The organism is Streptomyces akebiae (assembly GCF_019599145.1).
Classification (GTDB): domain Bacteria; phylum Actinomycetota; class Actinomycetes; order Streptomycetales; family Streptomycetaceae; genus Streptomyces; species Streptomyces akebiae.
In genome coordinates, this window is the sequence record NZ_CP080647.1 from 6,631,639 (window position 1) to 6,654,821 (window position 23,183).

At 65.2% G+C, this 23,183-nt stretch carries 17 protein-coding genes, 1 tRNA gene and 1 pseudogene; 10 read left to right on the forward strand and 9 right to left on the reverse strand.

Features of this window, described 5'->3' with window-relative positions; all coding sequences use genetic code 11:
- Position 1 precedes the first annotated feature (1 nt).
- The 3 genes from K1J60_RS28620 to K1J60_RS28630 are packed head-to-tail and all read right to left on the reverse strand — an operon-like array spanning position 2 to position 3,803.
- Positions 2-1,429: an exopolysaccharide biosynthesis polyprenyl glycosylphosphotransferase gene (locus K1J60_RS28620; protein ID WP_220648711.1), complete on the reverse strand. Its 1,428-nt coding sequence runs from the start codon at positions 1,427-1,429 to the stop codon at positions 2-4.
- Positions 1,426-2,604, reverse strand: coding sequence for a glycosyltransferase (locus K1J60_RS28625; RefSeq protein ID WP_220648712.1), 1,179 nt, complete (start codon positions 2,602-2,604; stop codon positions 1,426-1,428). Before K1J60_RS28625 ends, K1J60_RS28620 begins: the two co-directional genes overlap by 4 nt.
- A gap of 50 nt (positions 2,605-2,654) precedes the next feature.
- Positions 2,655-3,803: a DUF3344 domain-containing protein gene (locus K1J60_RS28630; RefSeq protein WP_220648713.1), complete on the reverse strand. Its 1,149-nt coding sequence runs from the start codon at positions 3,801-3,803 to the stop codon at positions 2,655-2,657.
- Positions 3,804-4,337: 534 nt separating this feature from the next.
- Here K1J60_RS28630 and K1J60_RS28635 point away from each other — a divergent pair.
- The 3 genes from K1J60_RS28635 (at position 4,338) to K1J60_RS28645 (ending at position 6,235) form a co-directional block, all read left to right on the forward strand.
- On the forward strand, positions 4,338-4,616 hold the full coding sequence (locus tag K1J60_RS28635) for a hypothetical protein (protein ID WP_220648714.1): 279 nt from the start codon (positions 4,338-4,340) through the stop codon (positions 4,614-4,616).
- A gap of 292 nt (positions 4,617-4,908) precedes the next feature.
- Positions 4,909-5,385 carry a tyrosinase cofactor gene (locus tag K1J60_RS28640; protein WP_220648715.1) on the forward strand — a complete coding sequence of 159 codons (477 nt, stop codon included), beginning with the start codon at positions 4,909-4,911 and terminating at the stop codon, positions 5,383-5,385.
- Entirely contained in the window at positions 5,369-6,235 is an 867-nt protein-coding gene (locus K1J60_RS28645) for a tyrosinase family protein (RefSeq protein WP_220648716.1), read from the forward strand. Before K1J60_RS28640 ends, K1J60_RS28645 begins: the two co-directional genes overlap by 17 nt.
- Before the next feature lie 395 nt (positions 6,236-6,630).
- Here K1J60_RS28645 and K1J60_RS28650 read toward each other — a convergent pair.
- From K1J60_RS28650 to K1J60_RS28660, 3 genes and pseudogenes are all read right to left on the reverse strand, one after another.
- Positions 6,631-7,559 (reverse strand): annotated as a pseudogene (locus K1J60_RS28650) (D-2-hydroxyacid dehydrogenase family protein).
- Between the two features lie 517 nt (positions 7,560-8,076).
- Positions 8,077-8,147, reverse strand: a tRNA-Arg gene (locus K1J60_RS28655).
- An 88-nt stretch (positions 8,148-8,235) separates the two neighbouring features.
- Positions 8,236-8,991: a GntR family transcriptional regulator gene (locus K1J60_RS28660; protein WP_220648717.1), complete on the reverse strand. Its 756-nt coding sequence runs from the start codon at positions 8,989-8,991 to the stop codon at positions 8,236-8,238.
- A gap of 77 nt (positions 8,992-9,068) precedes the next feature.
- Between K1J60_RS28660 and K1J60_RS28665 the strand changes: the two genes are divergently transcribed.
- Positions 9,069-9,350, forward strand: coding sequence for a hypothetical protein (locus K1J60_RS28665; protein WP_220648718.1), 282 nt, complete (start codon positions 9,069-9,071; stop codon positions 9,348-9,350).
- A 537-nt stretch (positions 9,351-9,887) separates the two neighbouring features.
- Positions 9,888-10,193, forward strand: a complete 306-nt coding sequence (locus K1J60_RS28670; protein WP_220648719.1) for a hypothetical protein — start codon at positions 9,888-9,890, stop codon at positions 10,191-10,193.
- 301 nt (positions 10,194-10,494) lie between these two features.
- Here the strand turns inward: K1J60_RS28670 and K1J60_RS28675 are convergent, their stop codons facing one another.
- Positions 10,495-12,246 carry a GmrSD restriction endonuclease domain-containing protein gene (locus K1J60_RS28675; protein ID WP_220648720.1) on the reverse strand — a complete coding sequence of 584 codons (1,752 nt, stop codon included), beginning with the start codon at positions 12,244-12,246 and terminating at the stop codon, positions 10,495-10,497.
- A 292-nt stretch (positions 12,247-12,538) separates the two neighbouring features.
- Here K1J60_RS28675 and K1J60_RS28680 point away from each other — a divergent pair, with 292 nt between their 5' ends.
- From K1J60_RS28680 to K1J60_RS28700, 5 genes are all read left to right on the forward strand, one after another.
- Positions 12,539-13,735, forward strand: coding sequence for an HNH endonuclease (locus K1J60_RS28680; RefSeq protein WP_220648721.1), 1,197 nt, complete (start codon positions 12,539-12,541; stop codon positions 13,733-13,735).
- Between the two features lie 631 nt (positions 13,736-14,366).
- Complete coding sequence (locus tag K1J60_RS28685; protein ID WP_220648722.1) at positions 14,367-16,424, forward strand: GNAT family N-acetyltransferase; 2,058 nt, start codon at positions 14,367-14,369, stop codon at positions 16,422-16,424.
- Entirely contained in the window at positions 16,421-16,900 is a 480-nt protein-coding gene (locus K1J60_RS28690; RefSeq protein ID WP_259407959.1) for an ASCH domain-containing protein, read from the forward strand. The genes K1J60_RS28685 and K1J60_RS28690 overlap by 4 nt, the downstream gene beginning before the upstream one ends.
- Before the next feature lie 757 nt (positions 16,901-17,657).
- Positions 17,658-19,148: a PD-(D/E)XK nuclease family protein gene (locus tag K1J60_RS28695; RefSeq protein WP_220648723.1), complete on the forward strand. Its 1,491-nt coding sequence runs from the start codon at positions 17,658-17,660 to the stop codon at positions 19,146-19,148.
- A 304-nt stretch (positions 19,149-19,452) separates the two neighbouring features.
- On the forward strand, positions 19,453-20,076 hold the full coding sequence (locus tag K1J60_RS28700; RefSeq protein ID WP_220648724.1) for a hypothetical protein: 624 nt from the start codon (positions 19,453-19,455) through the stop codon (positions 20,074-20,076).
- Positions 20,077-20,089: 13 nt separating this feature from the next.
- Here the strand turns inward: K1J60_RS28700 and K1J60_RS28705 are convergent, their stop codons facing one another.
- Positions 20,090-21,292, reverse strand: coding sequence for an ImmA/IrrE family metallo-endopeptidase (locus K1J60_RS28705; RefSeq protein ID WP_220648725.1), 1,203 nt, complete (start codon positions 21,290-21,292; stop codon positions 20,090-20,092).
- A gap of 557 nt (positions 21,293-21,849) precedes the next feature.
- Positions 21,850-23,052, reverse strand: coding sequence for an IS110 family RNA-guided transposase (locus tag K1J60_RS28710; protein ID WP_220648726.1), 1,203 nt, complete (start codon positions 23,050-23,052; stop codon positions 21,850-21,852).
- Positions 23,053-23,183: the final 131 nt, after the last annotated feature.

Below are 23,183 nucleotides of genomic sequence, written 5' to 3' on the forward strand. Positions count from 1 at the left end.
CTCAGCTTCCCGTCGGACGCATGAGCGTGCCCACGGTGCGCAACAGAATGCTCACGTCCTGCCACAGCGACCAGTTGTCGATGTAGACGTTGTCGAACCGGAAGCGGTCCTCGATGGACGTGTCGCCGCGCAGTCCATGGATCTGGGCGAGGCCGGTGATGCCGGTCCGCACACGGTGGCGAGCCGCGTAGCCGGGGTGGGACTCGCTGAACTCTGCGACGAAGTAGGGGCGCTCGGGCCGAGGTCCGACCAGACTCATGTCGCCCCGCAGCACGTTCCACAGCTGGGGGAGCTCGTCGAGCGAGGTGCGCCGCAGCATGCGGCAGAACCCGCGCATCTCGTGTTCGTTCGCCACGCTCCAGCGGGTCGCCGCCTCGTGTTCGTCGAGGGGACGGTGGGTGCGGAACTTCAGCAGCGTGAACGGTTTTCCGTCCTTGCCGATGCGCTCCTGGCGGAACAGCACTCCCGGCCCGTCGCTGATCCGCAGGGTCACCGCGCACACCAGCAACAGGGGACTGACCAGCAGCAGCAGCAGCGTCGACACGAGGATGTCGAGCGCCCGCTTGCCCGCGCTGCCGCGCGGCGTCGAAGCTCTTTCCAGACGTCGGCAGGAGAACCCGGCCAGTCGGTCCTTCGTCGCGTACGACGGAGAGTCCGCGTCCAGCTCCCAGACCACGCAGCCCCGCTCGGCCAGCGCACTGAGCAGCGGTTGCTGTTGGGTCCGTACGGAGGGGTGGACGGCCAGCACTGCTTGTACGCCGTTCTGCACGACCGCTCTCTCGACCTCGTGACCGGTTGCCAGAACGGGCAGGCCCCCGGCGTCGTTCTGCCGTTCGGCCACGATCCCCACCGGCCGTACCCCGCACCATGGGTGCCGCAACACGGCGGCGGCCACCCGCTGCGCGGTAGCGGCCGGCCCGATGACGAGCGCGGTGCGAGGGTCGCGCGCCAGCGCCGCTCGTCGTCTCGCGTGCACGGTGCCGCGTAGCGCGCAGCTCGTCGCGGCCTGCACGGTGAACCCCAGCAGAAGGGTGCGCGTGGACAGCGCGTCGTCCGGCCGGTACGCCGCCACCAGTGCGGCGAACGCCAGCCAGGCCACCGCTGTACGGCGGCAGACGGCGGGCAACTCGTCGAGGACACCCGGCTCCGACGGGCGCGCGTGCCGCGGGCGCAGCAGCAGCGACGCTCCCAGCAGCAAGGCAGACGGGAGCGGATGGAGTTGAGTTCCGATCAGTGTCAGGGCACCCAGCAGGGCTGCCGTGCCGTCCGCGACGAGCAGGGGCATCGGCGAGGCCGACCGCCCTCGCCGCCCGTCGGCGGAGGACGGAGGTCTCGGGACGGCACCGCGCGGCGGCATGACCGAGACGGTTGAGAATTCGCGATTCCGTGGCTCTGTGCCGGAGGAGGAGATGGTGCTATCCGCGGTCACGACTGGATGGACTCCCTATGCTCCGTGCGTGCGACGCATGGTGCGGGCACGCCGATCAGATGGCGGTAGACGTCCGCGACCGCCTCGGTGGAGTGCCGCACGTCGTGCGAGGACAGGACGTACTGGAGCCCCTGGCGGCCGAGCGAGGCGCGCAGCGGTGGGTCGAGCAGTAGTTCGGTGACGGCCTCGGCCAGCAGCGCCGGGTTTTCGGGCGGGACCAGCAGACGGGCGGCGAGTGAGGGCGGCAGGCTCTCGCGGGCACCGCCGACATCGGTGGCGACAACCGGCCGACCGCAGGCCATCGCCTCCAGTGGGGCCAGCGCCATGCCCTCCCAACGCGACGGCAGGACGACGAGGTCTGCGGCCCGGTACCAGGGGACGACGTCGGCGACACCACCCACGAACAGCACGGATTTCGGCGCGCGCGCCCGGAGCCGCTCGCGGTCCGGACCGTCGCCGACCAGGACTAGACGCGCGCCGGGCACCCTGCGGGCGACGCTGCTCCATGCCGTCAGCAGGACGGCCTGGCCCTTCTGTCGGCACAACCGCCCCACACAGACGACGAGCGGCGCGGCGGGATCGACCTCGCCCAACGGCGTCAGTCCAGCTCTTACGGGACCGACGGGGCCGGGGCGGAAGCGTTGCACGTCGACGCCGTTGGGGATGACGCTCCAGCGCCCGTCGATCCTGGCGCGCGCGCCGGTCATGCGTTCCGCCTCGCTCACGCACACCACCTGGGAGGCCCAGCGCACCCCCCACCGTTCCCACGCCCGCGCGAGGATCGAGACGGCCCCGCCGGTGGCCTCGAAAGACCAGGCATGCGGCTGGAACACGGTGGGGATTCTCCCCCGGACGGCGAGCCGCCCGGCGAGCCCGGCCTTCGCGCTGTGTGCGTGCACCAGATGCGGGCGTACTTCATCGATCACGCGTGCGAGATGTCGTACCTCCCAAACGAGTGACGGCCCCGGTGACCGCTTCGCGGGCCAGTGCCGTACGTCCGCGCCCAGTTGAAGGAGCCCTGTGCTGAGCGCGCTGTCGGGACAGGCCACTGTGACGGCCAGCCCGGCCGTGAGCTGGGCCTGCACCAAGTCCGTCACGACGCGGGCGACCCCGCCGTCCACGGGCTGGGTGAGGTGAAGGACTCGCGCCAGAGGGCCGGTTGATGACGTGTGCATGCGCGATGTCCTCGCTCACGGTGACGCTCGGGACGGGAGAGGAAAAGGCTTTACCGTTGGGCGTCGACGGCGACGAAGAGCACGCCGGTCCAGATCACGTCCCGCTGGGAAGCGACTCGGAAGGCCAGTTGGTCGCCGCCGTGGCGCAGGCCCGCGCCGAGATCGAACACATCGGAGTCATAGCCGAGAGTGCGGGTGTACGTCGGCACCCGCTGCGGCTCGGATGTTCCCGGTTCGCTGATCGTGGAGTTCAGGACGTCGTCACGGGGATTGGCGGGGTTGGTCAGGGGGGTGACCACGGTGCGGTGCGGCCGAGGGGCGGAGGAAGTGCGGGTGGTCGTGAGGGTGAGAGTGTCGCCGGTCATGCCATGGTCGCCGTCGTACGTCACCAGGCCTGCCCGGCCGCTCGCGTTCGCGGGGAAACGCGTTCCGCGCAGTCGGATCTCCTGCGCCGCACCGGACTTCAGCGCGTCGAAGCCGTCCCAGAGTGCGAGGCGCCGCAACGGCTGCTTCGGGTTCTCGTACGCCACCACAAGCGTCCAGCCACCCCACGCGCCGGCCGTCGACCGTCCCATCGCCACATTGACCTGTGCCACGGTGTACAGGCCCGGTCCGCTCCTCCGGACCAGCCTCGTGACGTCCGCCGAGGCCTGGAAGGCATCCGCGCCGTGCGCCACCCGATGGCCTACGACCGTGTCCGCGAGGACCTCCTTGTACTCCCCGCCCTGTTCGGCGATCAGCACCCGGCCGTTGTCCTTGGGCGGCTTCTGCTCGCCGACGCGCAGGTTGCCGCCCCAGTACAGCCGGGCGTAGCTGACCCGTGAGCCCTCGGGCACACGGACCTCCGCTCGGGAGGAGTTGTAGGTGTTCGGGTCCTTGTCGACATCGACGTACGTCATGTCGAAGTCGCCGTTCACCCCGGTCCCGTCCCGCCGAGTGGCTGGGCAGGAACGCGTCGTGGACGGCAGGAACCGGTGGGTCGCCCGTGGCGCACGGCAGGTGATGGAGACGTTGGCCGCGCGGACGATCCCGCCGTGCTGGAGCGCGTGGTACCGCTGGACGAAGGGGATACGGCCCGCCTCCTGCGTCGACGATGTGACAGGCGCGACCGCCAGGGCACCGGTGGGAGCCCACATCCCGGCGAGGGCGAGGGCGCCCACCGTTGTACGGCGCAGCAGGAGGGCGAGGGAATTACGCATGACTGACGGTGCCCTTTCGGGAAGGCGGAGGTGTCAGGGGCAGGAAGGAACGAGGTGCGTGCTCCGGGGCACGGCATCTTCAAACACCCTTGGGACGCGTCAAGAGATACGCAAAACTCTAGCCGCTATCAGGCATAACCGGGTCAAACGTGAGTAAGTGTGTCGGATCGGTGAAGTAGGGGCTTCCCGGACCTGTTTTCCGCCTCGCGAGGGCAAGCGGGCCCATGGCTTGAGGCAGCCGCCTCCGCGCGGTCTGCTCGCGTGGCCCGTCGTGCCCACCTGACTGCGCGGGTCGGACGGCTCGGTGGCGCGGCGAAGGGCGCCCTGGAAGGACAGCGCGGGAGCGCGACGCTGTTGCTTTCCGCTCCTGCTCCTGGCCTGTCACGGCGCACGGCGCAAGGAGTTAAATCCTTCAGGGGTTTCATATGAGTACTCGGCAATCTTCCGCATGCGGGTTTCCGGACCGGTCGGCGCTCGTTGTGCATGACGTCAGAATCCGCCCCGGCTACCCATGTTGCCGAAGAAAGGAATCCAATGAAGTCTCTGAAGGCTGCCGCTGTCATCACCGGGTCTCTGATCATCGCCGGTGCCGCCGCGCCCGCGTTCGCCCAGAGCGCCACCGAGGTGGTGCACAAGAGCCTCAGCAACACGGCGAACACGCTCAACCGGGGTCCCGTCCAGGTGCAGCCGCTGAAGGGGGACGTGATCGACGTCAAGGAGAAGGAGAAGGCGCTGCTGAACACGGTGGATCGCACGTCCACCGCGCTGGGCAAGGGCACTCCGCTGCTGGGCGGCCTCTCGCAGCAGAAGTGAGAACGCCCCCGGCCACGATGTCCGCCGCGTTTTGATCCGGCGCTTCAGGCATTTCCCGGTGGCCGCTCCGAAGAGGCCGATTCCGCGTCGTGCGGTGTCGGCCTCTGCATCGTCGGGACACGGTGTGATTTCTGCGGCCAAATTCACTGCGCAAAGGTGAGACCGCATCCGCGATGCTGAAGTTTCTGCTTGGGGATGTGCGGGATTCCGGGGGGCTCGTCGGACATGAAGGAGAATTCATGGTGCTGGCTCACGAGTTGGGTGCGCAGTTGTGTCGAGGGTGGAAGAGGCCATGACTGTTCCGTCATTCGCCGTCGATCCCACAGGGCCCACCGGACGGAGGCGGGTGCTGAGGGGGGTGTTCGCGTCGGCGACAGGGGTGGCGCTCGCACCGTACCTGGTGGCATCGGAGGCGGCCGGGCCGGAGAGGGCGTGGTTCCACGAGACGTATCGCGGTCGGCGCATCGTCGGCATCGCGGACGACGCCGGGCCGCGAGGGGAGAACGAACTCTCCGGCGTGTGGCACGTCACTGTGGACGGGCGGCCGTTGCATCTCATGCGTCGCGTCGACGGCAGTTGGATGACCATGGTCGACCACTATCAGTCGTATCCGTCCCCGCTCGCCGCGGCGCGCGCGGCTGTGGACGAACTCGGACCCAACGTGCGGTTGGGGGCGTCGGGTGGAACCGGCAGTCGCAGGGACGACAGCGAGGCGCCGGACAGCGGCGAGGGGACCGAGAGGGGTCACCGCCATGGTGTACGCGCGTAGGGACGTCAGCACGCTCACCGCTTCCGAGCGGCGCAGGTTCGTCTCCGCACTGATCGAGGTCAAACGCCGAGGTGAGTACGACGACTTCGTCCGCACGCACATCCAGTACTTCCTCCCCGACGGCGAGAACGGCCGGCGCACGGCCCACATGGCGCCCTCGTTCCTGCCCTGGCACCGCAAGTTCCTGCTGGATCTGGAGCAGGCGCTGCGCCGCGTGGACGAGTCGGTGACCGTGCCGTACTGGGACTGGACGCGCGACCGCGCCCCGACGGCCGTGCCGTGGACCGAGGACTTACTCGGCGGCACCGGGCGACGCACCGACCGGCAGGTCATGACCGGCCCCTTCGCCTTCCGCCATGGCCAGTGGATCATCAAGGAGGGCATCACCGACGCCGAGTACCTCATGCGGGACCTGGGCCGCTCCCGGGATCCGATCGCTCTGCCCACGGCCGGGGACGTGGAAGAAGCCCTCGCGGACCCGGTCTACGACACGGCCCCCTGGAATTCCACGTCCGTCAAAGGGTTCCGCAACAAGCTGGAGGGGTGGGGGCCGGGGCAGGGCGCTGTGTCCTGGCGCAACCACAACCTGGTCCACCGATGGGTCGGCGGCCACATGGTGAGCGGCGCCTCCGTGAACGACCCGGTCTTCTGGATGCACCACGCCTTCGTCGACCTGGTGTGGTCCCGCTGGCAGCAGCGGCACCGGAACACCCGCTACCTCCCCGAGAAGCCGCCCGACCCCGGGGGCGCCCAGAGCGGCCGGGTGGTCGCGCGGCACGAGAGGATGCCCCCGTGGGATGTGACCCCGGCGGAACTGGAGGATCACAGTTCCGTCTATCGGTACGCGTAGCAAGCACGACCATCTGCGGGTGGGGCCGAGCGAAGGCCTGACCGTACCGGGCTTCGCACGCGACGCCGGACATTCCGCTGTGTGCTGATTGACGCAGGGCGTCGGAAGAGTCCTGACCGGGAATCTCGCTTTCATCGCGCACCGGGGCCGGCTCGGCAGGAAGGCAGGACGAGTGCCGCCTGCCGTCGCGGGTGGACCGGCGCCGTTCGTCCGCTGCGGGGCGCGGTCGTGCCGGCGGCGCTACGCGATGTGCTCGGCACACGCCGACCCATTGCCGGAGGCCGAGGCCCGCCGGAACCGGTGGATCCGGGGCACCTGCAGCGCCAGTTCGCTCTCCTGGATGCCTGAAGGCGCGACTGCAGCGTGGCGGGGCTCGGTCCGGGTCTCCGGGATTCTCAGCCGAGCGGTCGTACGGGGGAGCCCGCCAGGTATACCTGGATGTCCTCGGCGGTCTGGCCGTAGTACATGGCGTAGTTGGCCCGGGAGACATGGCCGAGGTGGGGCGTGGCGAGGAGACGGGGGCCGTGCGCATCGGATGGTCGGCGGGGAGGGGTGCGAGGTCGAAGACGTCAGCTCCGGCGAGGCGCCCCTCATGCAGGGCTGTGAGCAGGGCGTCCTGGTCGTCGATTGTGACCGGGAGGTGTTGATCGGATAGGAGGTCGGCTTGAGGCGGGCGAGTTCCGGGGCGCCGAGGAGACCTCGGGTGCGGTCGCTCAGGGAGAGATGGACGGAGACGGAGTCGCGCTCGCGAGCAACTCCTCCTGGGAAGCGGCCAGATGGACGCCCACCTCGTCGGCGTACCCCTTCGTCAGGTGCTGGCTCCCCGCCGTCACCCGCATGCCGAAGGCGCGGCCCACCCGGGCCACCCGGCCGCCGATCCTGCCGAGGACGAGCAGTCCGAGCCGGGCGCCGTGCAGATCGGCGCCGACGTCCTCTGCCAGGGACCACCCTCGCGCAGAGGGTTGTTCTCGGTGCCCAGGCCCCGGGCGAGGCCGAGCAGCAGGGCCCAGGTCAGCTCGACCGGCGGGTGGGGGAGCTGGCTGTGCCGTACACCGTCTCGCCGTGTGCCTCGGCGGCCGCGTAGTCGATCACCGAGTTGCTCATGCCGGAGGCGATCAGGAGCTTCAGCCGGGGGAGACGGCCGAGGGGCGAGGCGGGGAAGGCAACGCGTTCGCGCAGCGTGACACGCTGGCGTACTCGGCGAGGGGCGTCGCCAGGGTGTCCTCTCCCCGAAGTGTTCGGCGAAATCGACGATCTCGACATCGTCGGCGACCGCGGACCAGCCGACGATCCCGGTCGCGACGGACTGGTAGTCGTCGAGCACGGCGCAGCGGAGTCTCGGTCGCGTGGTGTTGCCTTCCGGCCGGGTACCGGGGGCGTGGTCGCGAGACTGGGGGCGCGAGGATGACCGGACTCCACCCAGCAGAGATCTCCGTGATCAAACCTGGCTGTGCGACGAGTCATCGGGTGACAGGCACAACCAATGTCTGTACGACATCCACGGCGCCCTCACGTCGAGAGAGCCGTGGGGCGTTCCAGTAACTGATCCGGCCGATTCTCATCTCGTGACCACTGCCCCGGCCTGCGGCTCCCCGTAGCCGTGCGCGGTACTGCTCCCGTCGCAGCCGCCATGCCCCCTCCGGCGCACGGACGGCTCCCAGCGCCGCCAGGTGTGTTGCCTGGGGGTGTGATGGGCCAGAAGTTGGGTCCAGAGGTGTTCGAGATCGTCGATCCCGGAGACGGGGAGGCGCCGACCACGGCTCTCACGACGGGGACCGTAGCGCGCGAGAGCCTTGCGCTGAACAGCAAAAACGCCCTCCCGGAGGAGGGCGGGGTGTGGGCGCCCCCGGCAGGACTCGAACCTGCGGCCAAGCGCTTAGAAGGCGCTCGGCGTGTTCGGTCCCGGGAAGGCTCTGAGCTGGGCGGTAGCTGGCGCGCGTGGAGGCGTCCTGGGCTCCGTCGACAGGTATTCGACACGGGGCGTCAGAACCGACTGGGGCCTACGGGTTGATGGGGATCTCGTAGACGATCTCGCAGTGTGCGGCGGGAATGACGATGTCCGCGGTCTCCACGGGCCGTCCTTGGTCGCTGTAGTAGGTCCGTCGGATGTGAGTGACGAGGGCGGCCTTCTGGATGCCGAGGAGGGACGCTTCCTCGGCGGTGGCCTGGCGGGGCTCGGGCTGCTCGACGGCGTGGCTGACCGTGATGCCGATCGCGGCCATGCGGTTGACGACGCCGGCCCCGGCGTGAGGTCCGCCCTCGGGAAGGACGACGAGGGTACCGGCGGTGAGGTCGTAGGGTTCCCAGCTCGTGGAGAGCTGCACGGGCCGGCCGTCGGCGAGAAACTCGTACGCGGTGCGGACGCACAGATCGCCCTCGCCGATACCGAGCCGCGCGGCGATGTCCGCCGGGGCCGGCACCTTGGCGTCGGTCCGGCTCTCCCAGTCGCCTTGCTTGCCGAGAGCCCTCATGTCGGCCCGGAACGGCGACTCTTGGGAGTCCTCGCGCGCGGAGGACCGTACGACACGGACGCGTTGGCGGGGCTCGGCGACGTAGGTGCCGGATCCGGCCCGGCCCTCCAGTACGCCCTGTGAGATCAGCAACTCTTGCGCCCGGCGGACGACGTTCTCGCCCACACCGCACTCGTGGCCGATCTGGGCCCTCGACGGCAGGCGGTCTCCCGGTTCCCAGACCCGCTCGGCGATGCGCCGTCGTAGCTCGTCGGCGATGCGGAGATAGGGCGGCTGCTCAGGCATGTGGAAAATCTAGTCCACTAGCTCTAATCTAGTTAACTAGCTTCACTGAAAGTGATCGCTGGTGACGGAGGCTGCCTGTGCCCGCTTCGGGATCGAAAGCGGCGGCCATCGCCGCCCGGCTGTCCGCCGTCGGACTCTCCGTGCGCGTGGAGGAGCACGCCGACCGCACGTCGGTCGAAGCGGAGTTACCGGATTCGCTCTCCGTCGAGTCGTGGAGAGAGGTCCTGGAAGCGGTGGCCGAGGCGGACCGGTTCGGGCTCCTCGCCGCCAGCGTGAACGGCCGCACTCTCTGGGCGGCGGTGGTGAAGAAGGAGGTCCCCACGACGGGCGATGTCGGGGGACCTGGCCGTCAGCGATAGGAGCTGATTCAGCGTGCTCAACCGTATCCGCCGCGCCGTCTCCCTTGCTAGGGACCGGCGTTCACCCAAGGGCCGGCACCGCCGCCCGTTAACTCGCGCTCGTTCACTGGCCCGTCCGGCCCCCGCGGCGCCCCTTGAGGAGCAGGCGGCGGCTTTGGGGTATGCCCTGGAACGGGCTAGGTACCGCCGCTCGCTGAGGAGCGAAGACGTCGCCCTCGTCCGCCCGTACGTCCTGGCGTGGGAGCAACGGGCGCAGCATCCGGCAGGGGCTGCTGCGGGACGCCAGTGGCCGGCCGAGGGGCACCCGGTCCTGTGGGGGGTTGGCTGATGTCCTCGCAGGAACAGCCGCGTAGCCCGAACGTCGCCTACAGATCGGCAGCATGCCGGATCGGGACGCACCGCGACTGCGCCGAATCCTCTCCGGCTGCGGCGCCGACGGGTATCCCGCTGATCTACGAGACCTGCGACTGCCCGTGCCATGCAGCGGCAGGCGGCACACCGACACTCCCCACCAAGGTGACCGAGAGGCGCGCAGACATGACGGCACAGAGGGGGCTCAGGCTCCTGCCCTGGGCGGGACCGGACGGCAAGCCCTGCTACCTCAGTACCGACGACCCCGAGGGCTACATGTCCCGCCTCGCGGACCACATCGAGTCAGTTCAGCTGGGTATGGCAAGAGAGCTCCTGGAGGAAGCGCGTCAGGTCCCCGATGGCACGCCCATGAACGTGCACAAGCTGAGCCTCCTCGCGGGCCAACTGGCCGGCGCCCTACGAGACGTGATCCGCGTGGCGACGAGCCGCGGAGAGCGCCTGGCAACACCTGGGCACCCTGAAGACGAATGAGCGCTTGATCACCGCCCGGGAACTCCGGGACAGGGCTACGCAGTACAAGAGGAGCCTCGCCATCGGGCGGGGCTCCTGCTCGTGTATGGGAATCGTGCACGTCTCGCTGCCGGGTCTGAAGATGCACACGGCTCCGGAGGCCGCTTCGGTCTCGTTTATTGCTGCTGGTCAAAGGGCTTTTCGAGCTAGGGAAGGCCCGCCGAGTCCACAAATGGTCCATGGCCACCGGCCGGTCATGAGGCGCATGGCCGCCTGCATGGGCGCTGCTGCTAGGCGACCGGGAAGGCGGACGGGCCGTGGACTAAGAGTCCTCTTCGGTGACCTCCTCTTCTAGCAGAGTTCGCCCAGTGGCGCGCTCCAGAAGCTCCAGTACGGTGGCCAATCGCTCATTCAAGAATGCCCCATAGTCATCGCGAGAAATACCGGTTCCTGGACCGCTGCTGATTGCATGGGATGAGAGAACTGAGCGAAGCTTATCTTCACCATAGGACTTGGCCATGTCTTGCAAATATTCGCTAGGAGCTCTGTCGCGGATGATGCGGTTAGTCTCGGCATCAATCAGGCTGCGATTGAGGAGAAGCTCAGAACTCTCTTTTGTTTCTTTCTTTTTGAGCCAAGCCTTGGGGAAGATGTGGTGCGAATCGATCTGCACCCCCGTCTCGTTTACGCGATGGACGGTTAGTGCCTGCCCGGTGTGAAAGTCCTCGGCTCGGCTCTTCACGAGAAGGCACATGAGTCCCGCATAGAGGGCCTTTCTGCGGATTGAAGCCGACCTAATGGTCGAAGCGTTCAGTGGCAACTCGTGGACTGCTTCCGGAGCAGGCCCTTCTCCGGTCACAGCCCATTTCTTGAGGAGAGCGTAGTCGGCGCCCACTTGACTGTTTGCGCCCTGATCGTAGTTGGTGGTGAACACACTGCACCAGAAGAACCGTTGCAGTCTCTCGAAGGCTTTTGCCCGATCCAGAGGCTTGAGGTCCTGAATCTCTGGCCAAGTGGCTGCCATCGGGATGAGGAGCATGCCGTATGGCAACCACTTAGGTGAGACGACTCCACAGTCGGACTGGAGCATGTCGAGGACTCCGGCGATTCCCTTGACTATTGGGGTCCAATGCTCCTTGATGTTTTCCGCGGTCAGTTTTTTTAGTACATCTGACCGCTGTGCCGATTTGTGGGCTCTGAGGCAGACCGCTTGGAGTATGTTGTAGGGGTCAATACTGAAGTCGACTAGAGCCTTGTAGTTATCCCGTGCCTCATCCCAATACTCGCGCAGATTTACATTCTGCGGATAGTATCTGGCGGTGAGGAGCTCGAATGGCCCCAATGGCTTACCCGTACGGTTGAGCGTTTCAAAAATAGTGCAGACGGCTTCAATTGGCGTGGTCTCGGGAAGAGTTAGTACTGGGAGCCCGTAAGACCTGAGTGGGACGATGTACTTGTCTCGCATCCTCCTGTATAGGGACTTGACTGCTTTGGTCGAGATTTGATTGTCGCGACTGCTGAGTTCATCCACATACTCGTCGAGCCAATCGTCGAACGTGACCACCTCTGCAATCGGGAAATGTGAGACGCCGATCAGGCTGCTATTCTTCTTTTCCTGCGCCTTGGTGGTTGCTACGGGAACTGAGACGATGGCTTTATCGAAGTTCACTTCGTGGAATTCGAGAACATCGTCCCTTTCTACACTGACGAACTCGTCGACCTTCAGGTAGAAGCGCTCATCACCTGTTCCGGTCAGTGCCTGGTACAACGCGGTGAGCCGCTGTTGACCGTCGAGAACTAGCTCAGCTGGACTCTTGTCACCGAGTTCGGGAGCCCCCTCGAACTCCCTGCTTGCGAAGAGTGGTTCGGCCCCTTGTTTCCAGAAGAGTAGTGTTCCGACAGGGAACTTGGAGATAATTGATCGGATTAGCTCTTCCGTCTTAGTCGCGTCCCATACAAAGTCTCTTTGGAAGTCGGGAAGTGCAATCTCACGGCCACGGATGCGAGTTACGAGGTTCGAGAGTTGCCTCGGCACCGTCTCGAAGATGGGGTCTGACTCGTAAGCACTGGTCATGGTCCTAGGGCCCCTTGGTGCTGCTCGGCTCGGAGGGAGAGCACAGATCGTAGGGCCAGTTCTGATGCTCCGTCACCCTATCTGCCATAGTCTCAGAGTTAGGTCAACCGCCTGATCCTCGGCTTGGTGCTGTGTGCGCTGGGCAAGACGGAAGTCTGGCGCCATCGGCCCTGCCGGTGCCTTGTGGCCGGCGAGGGCTACGGCTGCGCCAGCACCGACACCACTGCCTCAAGGCCCGATGTCAGTGCTGTTGTCTAGGCTCTCACCACCATACGAGACCTAGGGGTGGGCAGTGAGGATCACGGAACTGACCAGTGCCGCAGCTGTACATGAGGCTCTCGCCGAGTACGACAGGCGGGGAGGACCAGCGTTCCGAGCGCGGTATGGGTTCGGACCCTCGACGCAGTACTACCTCAGTCACGCTGGACGGCTCTACGACGCCAAGGCGATTGCGGGCGTTGCATACGGCTATCAATACCCGAGCGATGGTCCCTTGCCGCATGACAAGTTCTATGGCGGCGAGGCCGCTTCTTCCACGAACCCGGTCCTCCGTGCGATGGGGTTCACAGTCTTCGATAGCCACTCTGAGACGGTAGAGGCCGAGCGTGAATGGCGTCTGACTCTGTGGGAGAACCTGCTCGCACGTCGGGACAGCTCCGGGCTCGTCACCGCGGATGCTGTCCGCGCGGTGGGCGTGTACGGCAACTTTCGGGGCATCTGGGTAGACAAGTCTCGCACTCAGAGAATCCACCCCGACGGCGTGACGATTGGGCTCAAGCACACCGGGCAGCACTACCCCGATGACCTGGATGAGAGCGGAGTGCTCTACCACTACCCGGTGACACGGCAACGAGGACGCGACCTCGGCGAAGTCAATGCCACGAAGGCGGCGGCCACCCTCCGGCTCCCCGTGTTTGTGATCACTGAGCATGGCGATCGTCGAGGCGTGCAGCTCGCCTGGGTAGAGGGCTGGGAAGATGGGAGCAGCCTCTTTCTCGTCAAGTTCGGTGATACCCCACCTGTTCGAGTTCTCGATCACGATCGCTCGGAAGAGCAGCCGTTCCAGCTCGAGGGCAACAGGCGGCGCCGGCGTAACGGGACGGTAGTCACACGACCGGACCAGGCGCGGTTCAAGCTCGAAGTGTTCCAGAGATACGGGCCGCGTTGCCCCCTCACGGGGATTGCGGTGCCGCAGATGGTTGAGGCGGCGCACCTCCGAGGTGACGCTGACGGCGGTACCTCGGATGCCCGTAACGGGCTACCCATGAACGCAGCGCTGCACAGGGCATTCGACGCCCACCTCTTCGCCATCAATCCTGACACCCTGAGTGCGGAGGCACGTCCTGATGGGCCGAGCCTGGAAAGCATGGGCATCGCGCATCCGAAGCTCACCCTGGAGCGTCTACCGCACCCAGATGCCCTCAGGTGGCGCTACAACGAGTGGCTGCGCTGCACCGGCCGCGAAAGAGAAGTGTCAGCCAATCGGTAGTCGGTCCAGGGCAGTCGTCACTGTCATCGACGTTGGCGGGCAAAGCGGGTGAACGCGGTTGCCGTAACCGCGGCTCCCGCGACTCCAGCCAGGTTGGACACCCACCGCCGATCGTGGGCGGCGTGCCGCAACAGTCCCGCCATGCGCGGCGTGAAGACCCCGGCCTCAGCGGCGCTGGTGACGGGTCTCTGGGCATCGAACCAGGCCAGGACACGGACGAGTACTCGCTCATGAGGCACCGGATTTGACCTGGCTGACCCCTGCATCTGGCACGGTTGTGGCACGAACCCCCGCCGACGACAGCCGGCCACGATGGTGTGTGCCAAGTTGCAGGATCCCATGGTCCGCGTGGGCCGGTCCTTGAGCGCCTAGCAGATCTTCCAGCACTCGATGGCAAAGCGCCAGCGCAGGCTGGCCCAGGGTATCGATACCGAGGTGCGGCAGCAGCTGCGTGAGTCAGCAGCGAAGCAGACGGGACCAAGGGAGGCGTAAAGGTGTTTCTGACAGTCTCCGGAGCACCGTGCGCCCCTTGTGCCCCCTTGAGGGACGGCCGTCAATGAGATCAGCTTCCCCTGTATGTAATGACAGGGGAGTTGCGCCGGCAGTCACCGGCCCAACTGGAGGGGGAGCGATGGCGATCAAGTTGGTGTCCGTTTCGCCTGCGCAGGACGAGCTGATCAACAAGGCCGTAGCCCTGGGCGATCGCTACACGAAGACGCTGGGACTTCTCACACCTCCCGCTTACCGGAAGGCAGTGGAAGACGGCGGCCTTCTGGCCGCCGTTGAAGGGGGCGAGGTGCTCGGCTACGCGCTGTTCGGACTACCGAAGAGGAGCGCGCGTATTCGGCTCGCACACCTGTGTGTGGCGGAGGAACAGCGTGGCCGGGGAATCGCCCGCCAACTGGTGGAGGGCGTCAAAGAGCGGTACCCACAGCGACTCGGGATCAAGGCCAAGTGTCGACGGGACTACAACCTGAGCGGGATGTGGAGGAGTCTCGGCTTCATCCCGGATGGCGAGGTGCGCGGGCGGGGCCGTGATGGTGAGATCTTGGACGGATGGTGGTTGGATCTCGGCCATCCGGACCTGTTCACGGAGATGGAGAGCGACGCGCTCCTGGTGGTAACCGTCGACCATGGAGTGTTCGCCGATCTGCGCGGCCTCGCTGACACGGCCGACGCGGAGGAATCCCGCGCGCTGGAAGCCGGCTGGATGGCGGATCTCGTCGAACTCGCCTACACACCCCAGTTGGTACATGAGATCCGGGATCTCCCGGACACGGCAGAACGTCAACACCAGCGGGCGGCGCTGACCGGCCTGCGCAAGCTCTCCCCGGACTTGGCGGCCGTAGACGAGCGAAGCCGTGAACTGCTCCAAGCCGCTACGCAGGCCATGCCCGACCTGGCCGTCGACGCTGGGCTTCGCGTCCGCCTGCGGTATGTGGCCGAGACTTCGTGCGCCGGTCTGCAAGTCCTGGCGACCCGTGATCCACTGCTGTCCCGCCTGACCGACGTGGCCTGGGAGGTCGGCCGTGTCCGGGTCGTCTCACCTTCTACCGTGACGCTGCACGTGGACGAGTTGCGACAGGCTCAGGTGTACCGTCCGGCTGATCTGATGGGCACGGAGTTCCGGTCCGGAGAGGTGGCACCAGGTGCGGAGGATGAACTGGTCGCCTTTTTCCACCAATCGGGTGGCGACGACGGGTCGGCCTTCGCCGAGCGGCTGCGGTCGCTGAACGAGGGCGCGGTCGCCTGGCGCCGCGAGCTGCTCCGCGATGGTCAGGGCCGCCCTGTCGCCCTCTACACATGGGCACTGGACGGACGAACTCTGATTGTCCCAGTCCTCCGCACGGCTGGCCATCCACTGGAACAGACTCTGGCCCGACAGCTCCTCTTCCTAATCAAGCGGCTCGGCCGGGACTGCGGTGCAGAGATTATCCGCATCAGCGATCCGCGTCCCTCCGAGGCCGCCAGGTCCGCGGCCAGCGACGATGGGTTCTTCGAGCATGACGGCAGGCTCGTCGCCCTCCTGGTGAATGTGTGCGGGACGGCAGCGGAAGTGGAGGCTGTAGCCGGAGCGCTCGCCCGCGAACTGACTGTCGACACTACCGAGCTCCGCCCCGGCATGCCCGCCGAGGTGGCTGCCGTAGTGGAGCGTGCGTGGTGGCCGGCAAAGGTCATTGACTCGAAGCTGCCGTCCTTCCTGGTGCCCATTAAGCCGCGCTGGTCGAGCGAGTTGTTCAACGTGCCCGCCATGCTCATTCCGCGCAGTGACGTCCTGGGCATCAGCAGAGAGCATGTCTACTACCGCTCATCGGGCCGCCGCAGAGAGAGCGTTCCGGCTCGCCTGCTCTGGTACGTCAGCGAGGGCAACTCCCCGGGCGAAGGCCAGATGGTGGTGGGCAGTTCGCGACTCGACGAGGTGCTCATCGACACACCCGACACCCTCTTCGCGAGATTCGAACACCTGGGCGTATATGGTCAGGCTGAGGTTCAGGAAGCCGCCGACGCTTCCGGTCGGGCCATGGCACTCAGGTTCTCGGACACCGAGATCTTCCCGAAGCCGGTGACGCTGCGGCGATTGACCTCCCTGGCGATGGAGCTGGGACTACCGTTGTCGCTGATCTCCCTGTCGAAGATCAGTAACGAGCTGTTCCAGACGGTCTACCAAGAGGGGCACCGAACGACGTGAACGATCCGGAACGCGCGATGCTGCTGTCCGTCCACCCGCGCTTCGCCAACGCGATCCTGGCTGGCAGTAAGACGGTGGAGGTCCGCCGCCAGCGCGTCGCTGCGCCGCCCGGAACCCCGGTTCTGCTGTACGCAACTGCGCCCACCATGGCCCTGGTGGGCATGGCGCGCATTGCTTCGGTCCATGTGGGCTCCCCCAAGGACGTCTGGTCAGCGCATCATGCGAAGACAGGGATCACTCGACGCGAGTACGACGCCTACATGGACGGTGCTACCCAGGCGAGCGGTCTGACCTTGGAGAATCCCGTGCTCTTCGACGAGCCCGTGCCCCTCAGTGCACTGCGCGCTGCAGGGACCTTCCATCCGCCGCAGAGCTATCGCTACCTGAGAAGTGCTGATCTGCGTCAGGTATCAGAGGCCGGGCCGGCAGTGCGTAGTGCGCTTCGGAAGGTGCTGCCGGACGCGGTTCACGCGTAACGGGCTGACGCGCCGAGCGATTAATGTCGGGTCCGTGCGGCGTTGGTTAGCCGCCGAACCCGGCTTGACCTGGTGCGCTTGTAGTGCAGGGCTGCCACGCCGCATGTCGGTATCCGTCCCTGCATGCTGGCCAGCGTGTACCGGCCCTACAACGTAGCGACGACCGTGTGGACGTTCCTGCTGTCGCTTCTGGTTGGGCTGGTACGTCCGGCATCGCAGGTAGGACCACCGCATTAGGAATTAGGTCGGGGTGGGCCGCATGCTCGAAGTGCCATCCGTAGACCCCGGCCACCGCTGGAACACGGCTCGGACGCTCCATGGACCTCCTGCGCTGCCACGGTCGGTCGGGACTGGTGAGAGCGGTAGCTTCCATGGAGCCTCCTAGCACGCCACCGGCGGACGGTCGCAGGCTACTGGCTCGACATAGCCTCTTGACCTCCTGAGCCGCGAGGGCCATCAGCTGGGAAGCTGCGATCATCGGCGGCCGATTTGGTCGCTGACCTGCGTGATCGTCATAGTGCGGGCTCGTCGCCCTCCGGCTCTATTCATCGTGATTCCCCGCTGTTCCGCCGATAGGGCGCTCACCTGTCATACTTGTTTACTCTGTGACATTGATCGTAACGTTGCGCAGCAAGGGGGCCGGATGGCGGCGCCGGGTGTGGGGCCGAGGTTCAGCGGGCAGTCGGACCTACTTCGCGTGAGTGCGTCAGATGTGCAAGGGCTGCCTCACGGATGTGGTCTGCATGGAGCGCTAAAGGTGCGTCCCAAGCTCAAGCCAACAGACTGGGTACGCAGACGGGACGACACGCAGACATTTGTCCTCGGTATTGTCCGCGACGTAAGCCTGAGGCTGCACGATGCTCTGAGATCCCCCGACTGGGAAACGCTGAATAGGCAGATGCAGATCGAACTAGCTCAGTATCAGTTGCACAGAGGAGAAAGAAATTATATAGTTCGAGCTATTGAAAATTACCTCAACTGCCACGACATATCAGAATCCGAACTGGGGCCTCTCAAGCTCCGAGTGTGTGACCCATCGGCTGTCCCGGACCCTAATATCCCGTCAAATCAGCTGACGGTCTGGGCGCCCGTGTACGACAACGAATCTGGTGTCCGGGAAGTTCGCAAGCTCCGTTTCGGCCAGGCTCGCCCAGTCGCCGAGGATGTTGAGAACTGGGCAATCACGGCGGCTCACATCGCGGCATTGTTCCGGCCGCGGGGGCATCTGGTGCGGATTCGCGTTATAGAATTCGGTCTCGGTGACGGATCCACGGAGATCCTATTCGACGGCAGCCCCTCCCTGGCAGAGTCGCTGTATGCCGCAAAAGTGTTTCCGATCGTAAGCAAGATCGTCACGTCAAATAGGCCGACTCCAGGAAATAGCTGCGGACGATGCAAAATCTCAGGGTGCTGCTCCTCTTTGGAGAAGCTTGACGGCTTCCTCGGACAGTCCCGTAAAGGCCCGGCCACCCGCTCAGTCAGTGCGGGTGACCTAGAGGTCTACGAAAAATGCCCTGCCCAATGGCACCTGGTTTCGAGCAACATGCCCAGAGAGCCATCGAGTGCGCCCCCTTCCTCTTCCTCGGAACGAGGCAGAGTTATTCATGAATGGCTGGCTCGATCTCACATGAGCAGTCACAAGTGTGATCCCAGTGATCTAGATGCGATTGATGGTAACTTTCCTGCCGGCCTCGATGAAAAGGATTATCTGGACTCGCGGGAATATATCACACAGCATGCCGCTATATGCCCACTTGGGGAAGGGGTGCAAGTAATTGGGAGTGAAGTATCGGTATACGGATATGATGCACAAGCGGATGTTGTGATTGTCAGCAAGCCCGACTTGCTGTATGTGGATTCCGATGAAACTTTCGTGATCAGGGAAAGTAAGACGACTACCTTGAGCCTTCCAGGGGATTCCCAGGAAGCATTTGATAGGTTCTTCGCGGTACCTTGGCTTCTCAATTTGATTGGTAGCGGGTACCGGGGCCCCTATAAGAGTGACAAAGCGCGGCTTGAGCTGGAAGTCTTGGCTTCCGAGGATAGTCGTGTGTTCTCCTGGGATCTTGCAGATGCTCGACTACTGCGCATGGCAAGGGCCGAAGTGCGCCTGCGCGCCAAGAAGTGGCATCGTGATACGACCTGGAATAGCGCTCCAGGCGAGCACTGTCGGTGGTGCCCGGTCCGCGGTTGGTGTTCTGACGCGGCCGCGGACGAGGCAGATGATGACCAGTTTCGCATCCCGTGACGCTCTCAGCCGTGCGGAGCTTCTGGTAGGCCGGAGGCGTGTGCATCCGCACGGTGCGGCGGCTACCCTAGGAACGATGCTCTGACGCCTCGTCGGCGCACATCGGAAGTCGCCGGAGGGGGAGTTGGACGATCTGGAGCGCCCCTCTCCGAAGGGGATGGCCCTACGGCGGCCAAGCCTCCAGCCGAGGACGCAGGCGCGTGTCCGCACCTCAACTTCCCCTGCTCTGCCGCGGCGCCATGTCGATGTGTTCCGTGCGTGGGCGGACACGGGGCTTCTTTGCGCGCTCGCTCGCAGGCCGGTCATGCTCGACAAGATCTTGGATCTCTACGGGGCATCTCTCGTGGTAACACAGGCAGTTGCCTCGGAGATCAGGCGGCTCTCGGGGACGTCCGAAGCGCAGCGTACGCCCCAAACGCGGTTGCTGTGCAGCGGTGCCGATACCGTCGTCCGATACCTCGATGACGGGCGGATCGCGGAATGCCCCCTTCCGACTGGGTCGGACACGTTCGACACGTTCGCCAAGCTCGACCAAGTGCTAAGGCAGTTGCAGGGAATCGATGCGGCCGCAGCTGAACGTGCCGGCAGGGCCATGGATTCTGTGGCCTCTTCGCACAAGCATGCCGGGGAGACACACAGCATTGTCTGTGCTGCGCGAATCGTAGGGCTCGGAGCTAAGACCGTGCTCCTTACCAATGACGGTGGCGCGATCAAGGTCGCAGAAAGCCATGGAATTCCCTGCAAGGACCTCGGACAGCTCCTGGCCGAACTGGGATGTACGGCGGATCCCGTGGAGGCCGCAGAACTGTTTGACAGCTTCCACGAGGTGACGCGGACGTTCGCCACTGTGCCTGCGTATCGTCAGCCGACTGACGCGAGCGCTTTCAGGTGCTTGAAGCTCGGCGATACCTGCCGACGCTGTGACTGACCAGGTTCTCCGATCACCGCTGGTCCATATCCCACCCTGCGTCGCTTAGCTGCAAGCGAGCGTTCTCGACAGAACCATTAGCGATGACGTCTGCAACAGCTTGCAGACTTACTAGTTGCTCAGCATAAGCATCGAGAACCTGTTGGGATAGCCGTTCCGATGGAAAGCTTTCCCCGCGGGTGGAATTCAACTCATCCCACGTAGCGGAATATCCTGAGATGCGCATCAGTTCGCTGACTTGTGCTGTCTGACAGAACTCTACGAGTGATCTTTCGATGTCATCTTCAGCGACTTCGCCAAGCGCAATCATCGTGGCGTCGCGGCTAACCCCGTAATTCAAGATAATGTCTGCAACTAGTGCAGCGGCTTGTGTTTTGGTGGAAATTGATCCGTGCTTCTCTAGCTTATCCAGAAGGGCTTCTTCTGGCAGAAGGAAGTGCCGCGCAAAGGAATTTGCGATTCTTTCGGGGCGCAAGTCTTGCATTTGTGCGCGGTCGACGATCACTTGCCCAGGATCATTCTGCAGCACGTGGCAGAGTTCGTGAGCCAGAGTGAAACGCTGCCTCGACCAGACGTCATTTGAGTTGATCACTACGACCCAGGAAACGCAATCTCCCCATTTTTCAGGGATTGAGATGCCGTGGACCTTGTCTGGCAGTTGCCTGTACTCGACGGGAACGCCGAGGCTCTCAACGAGACCTGTTAGGTCCTCTATCGGCTCGGTCTCGCTGAAGTCTAGGTAGGCCCTCAGGCGCGCGGCAGTTCTTTCACCAGCGTTACGGTCGTGCCAAACCTTTGATGGGGCGAAGCTTGCCACGTCAATGATTGGTTGAATGCAACCCCACTCGCGTGTCAGGCGATCCGTAGCTAGCAATTTGGTGGCGTGAGAAACCGCATCGCTAACGTCGTGGATTCCGTCAATAGTTCCAAGCCGGAGACTTACTCCCATTGACGGTTCGTCGCCTTGAAGTAGCAGGCCGGGAGCTACTCTGAAAAAAGCACTCAACAAGGTTGCTTCGTATGCGGAAGGGAGGCGGGAGCCAGAAGTCAACGCTGCGTATGATTCCTTGGAACCCAGCAGGTCAAGTAGGGTTTCCCGTGTTACGCATTCACGCTCAACTAGCGTGTTTAGGGTGTGTTTGAAACGTTCTTCGCGCGTGCTGGTTCCTGCCATCATCACCCCTTCCGCCGTGCCCTCAGCCGCAGCAGCCCACATCTACTACCCAGTGTGGCAGATGCCTTGTACTCGCACAGGCAGCTGCGCTGGTCTGCGGACTTGATACAGCTAAGACTAGTGCCCGCCACTGACAGTGGCTCTGTTGTGGACGTGCTGTCACTGGAGGAACTGCATGCTGGCAGCGGTGTGGGTGGCCCTGACCTGCTGTCTGGGGATGGGCCGTAGCCGTGCTGTTGTAGGTGCATCGGAGACGGCGTCCGCTGAGCAGCGCGGTTGGCGAAGCGGCTTTGGGCTGGAGCTGCTTTGGGGCGAGTGATCATGGCCCCTTAAGCTTCCGGCGAGTCGGGCAGTCTGTGGACCTGCCCGCTAAAGCACGACGTTGGGGCCATGATCTTAGAGGCTCGCCCCAAAGTGGCTGCCTAAAGCCGCTTCGCCAACCGCCCCAGCCACGACGACCCCCTCTCTGGTATCAGGCGGCTGATTGCTGTGCGCGCGGCACGGGCGCCGGCCGGGCTGGAGCGGGACGAAGGCAGGAGTGCAGGCCCGGCCGGGGGCCGGGCCGCGCGCGGGGAGCGAAGCGAGTCTCAATGACGGAGTCAAGCCGCTTGCGTGGCTGGCGGGGCGCTGGTGAATGCCCGGTTGTCGCGTAGTAGTGCCCACAGGACGCTGGTGCGTCGCCGGGCCAGTGCGATGACGGCCTGGACGTGGTTGCAGCCCTCGCCGCGCTTCTTGAGGTAGAAGTCCCGGTTCGGGCCCTCGCGGATGATGCTGGTCTGCGCTGACATGTAGAAGACACGTCGCAGGCGGCGGCTGTAGCGCTTGGGGCGGTGCAGGTTACCGGTTCGGCGGCCCGAGTCGCGGGGGACGGGGACGAGCCCGGCCGCGGAAGCGAGATGGCCGGCGTCGGTGTAGGCCGCCAGGTTGCCTGCCGCCACGACGAATTCGGCGCCAAGTATTGGGCCCAGACCGGGCATTGACTCGATGATCTTCGCTTGTGGGTGGCGGTGGAAGGTGTCGCGGATCTGCCGGTCGATCCGCTTGAGGCGTTCGTCCAGGGCAAGGATCTGGCTCGCCAGGTCGGCGACGATCTGCGCGGCGACCTCCTCGCCGGGGAGGGCGGTCTGCTGGGCCTGAGCGGCCTCCAGCGCGGTCGTCGCCACTGCGTCGGCGCCCCGCACGCTACGGGCTGCCAGCCAGGCTGTCAGCCGGGCCCGGCCGCGGCGGCGGATCGAGGCCGGGGTCTGGTAGCCGGTCAGCAGTACCAGCGCGCCTTTGTGGTTCGAGTAGTCGAAGGAGCGCTCCAAGGCAGGGAAGACGCCGGTCAGCACGTCGCGAAGCCGGTTTGTCATCCGCACCCGGTCGGCGACCAGGTCTGACCGGTGAGCGGTCAGCAGCGCGAGATCGGCGGCCAGCTGCGCGGGCACATCGATGGTGGCGAAGTCGCTGCGGTGACGTGCCGTCTCGGCGATGACATAGGCGTCCCGGGCGTCGGTCTTCGCTTCGCCACGGTAGGCGCCGGACATACGATTGACCGTGCGGCCGGGCACGTAGACAGCGTGCTGGCCATGGGCCGCAAGTAGGGCCAACAGCAGCGCGGAGGACGTCCCGGAGATGTCCACGGCCCAGTGGACTTGGCCCGCCAGGCCGAGAATCTCGCCGAGTGCGGTCAGGATGGCCGACTCGTCGTTGTCGATCTTCTTTGACCACAGAGTCGCGCCGGTCTCGTCGACGACCGTCACCCAGTGATGCCCCTTGCCTGCATCGACGCCGGCCCATACTCGGGTTCGTGGCTCACTCACTCGCCCCTCCTCGCACCGCATGGCATTCCGTCGGCCCGAGGAACACCCCGCTGTCTGCTCCGTAAACAGCGACCGCACAAGGCGCGCACATCTCAATCAGCAGCCAAGGTGCCCCGAAGGGCGCGGCGGCC

Coding starts and splice junctions, on each gene's coding strand:
- K1J60_RS28660 (WP_220648717.1), bottom strand. CDS start 8,991: ATGCCTGAGCAGCCGCCCTATCTCCGCATCGCCGACGAGCTACGACGG.
- K1J60_RS28645 (WP_220648716.1), top strand. CDS start 5,369: ATGGTGTACGCGCGTAGGGACGTCAGCACGCTCACCGCTTCCGAGCGG.
- K1J60_RS28705 (WP_220648725.1), bottom strand. CDS start 21,292: ATGTGGGCTGCTGCGGCTGAGGGCACGGCGGAAGGGGTGATGATGGCA.
- K1J60_RS28675 (WP_220648720.1), bottom strand. CDS start 12,246: ATGACCAGTGCTTACGAGTCAGACCCCATCTTCGAGACGGTGCCGAGG.
- K1J60_RS28685 (WP_220648722.1), top strand. CDS start 14,367: ATGGCGATCAAGTTGGTGTCCGTTTCGCCTGCGCAGGACGAGCTGATC.
- K1J60_RS28625 (WP_220648712.1), bottom strand. CDS start 2,604: ATGCACACGTCATCAACCGGCCCTCTGGCGCGAGTCCTTCACCTCACC.
- K1J60_RS28640 (WP_220648715.1), top strand. CDS start 4,909: ATGACTGTTCCGTCATTCGCCGTCGATCCCACAGGGCCCACCGGACGG.
- K1J60_RS28635 (WP_220648714.1), top strand. CDS start 4,338: ATGAAGTCTCTGAAGGCTGCCGCTGTCATCACCGGGTCTCTGATCATC.
- K1J60_RS28670 (WP_220648719.1), top strand. CDS start 9,888: ATGACGGCACAGAGGGGGCTCAGGCTCCTGCCCTGGGCGGGACCGGAC.
- K1J60_RS28630 (WP_220648713.1), bottom strand. CDS start 3,803: ATGCGTAATTCCCTCGCCCTCCTGCTGCGCCGTACAACGGTGGGCGCC.
- K1J60_RS28700 (WP_220648724.1), top strand. CDS start 19,453: ATGCTCGACAAGATCTTGGATCTCTACGGGGCATCTCTCGTGGTAACA.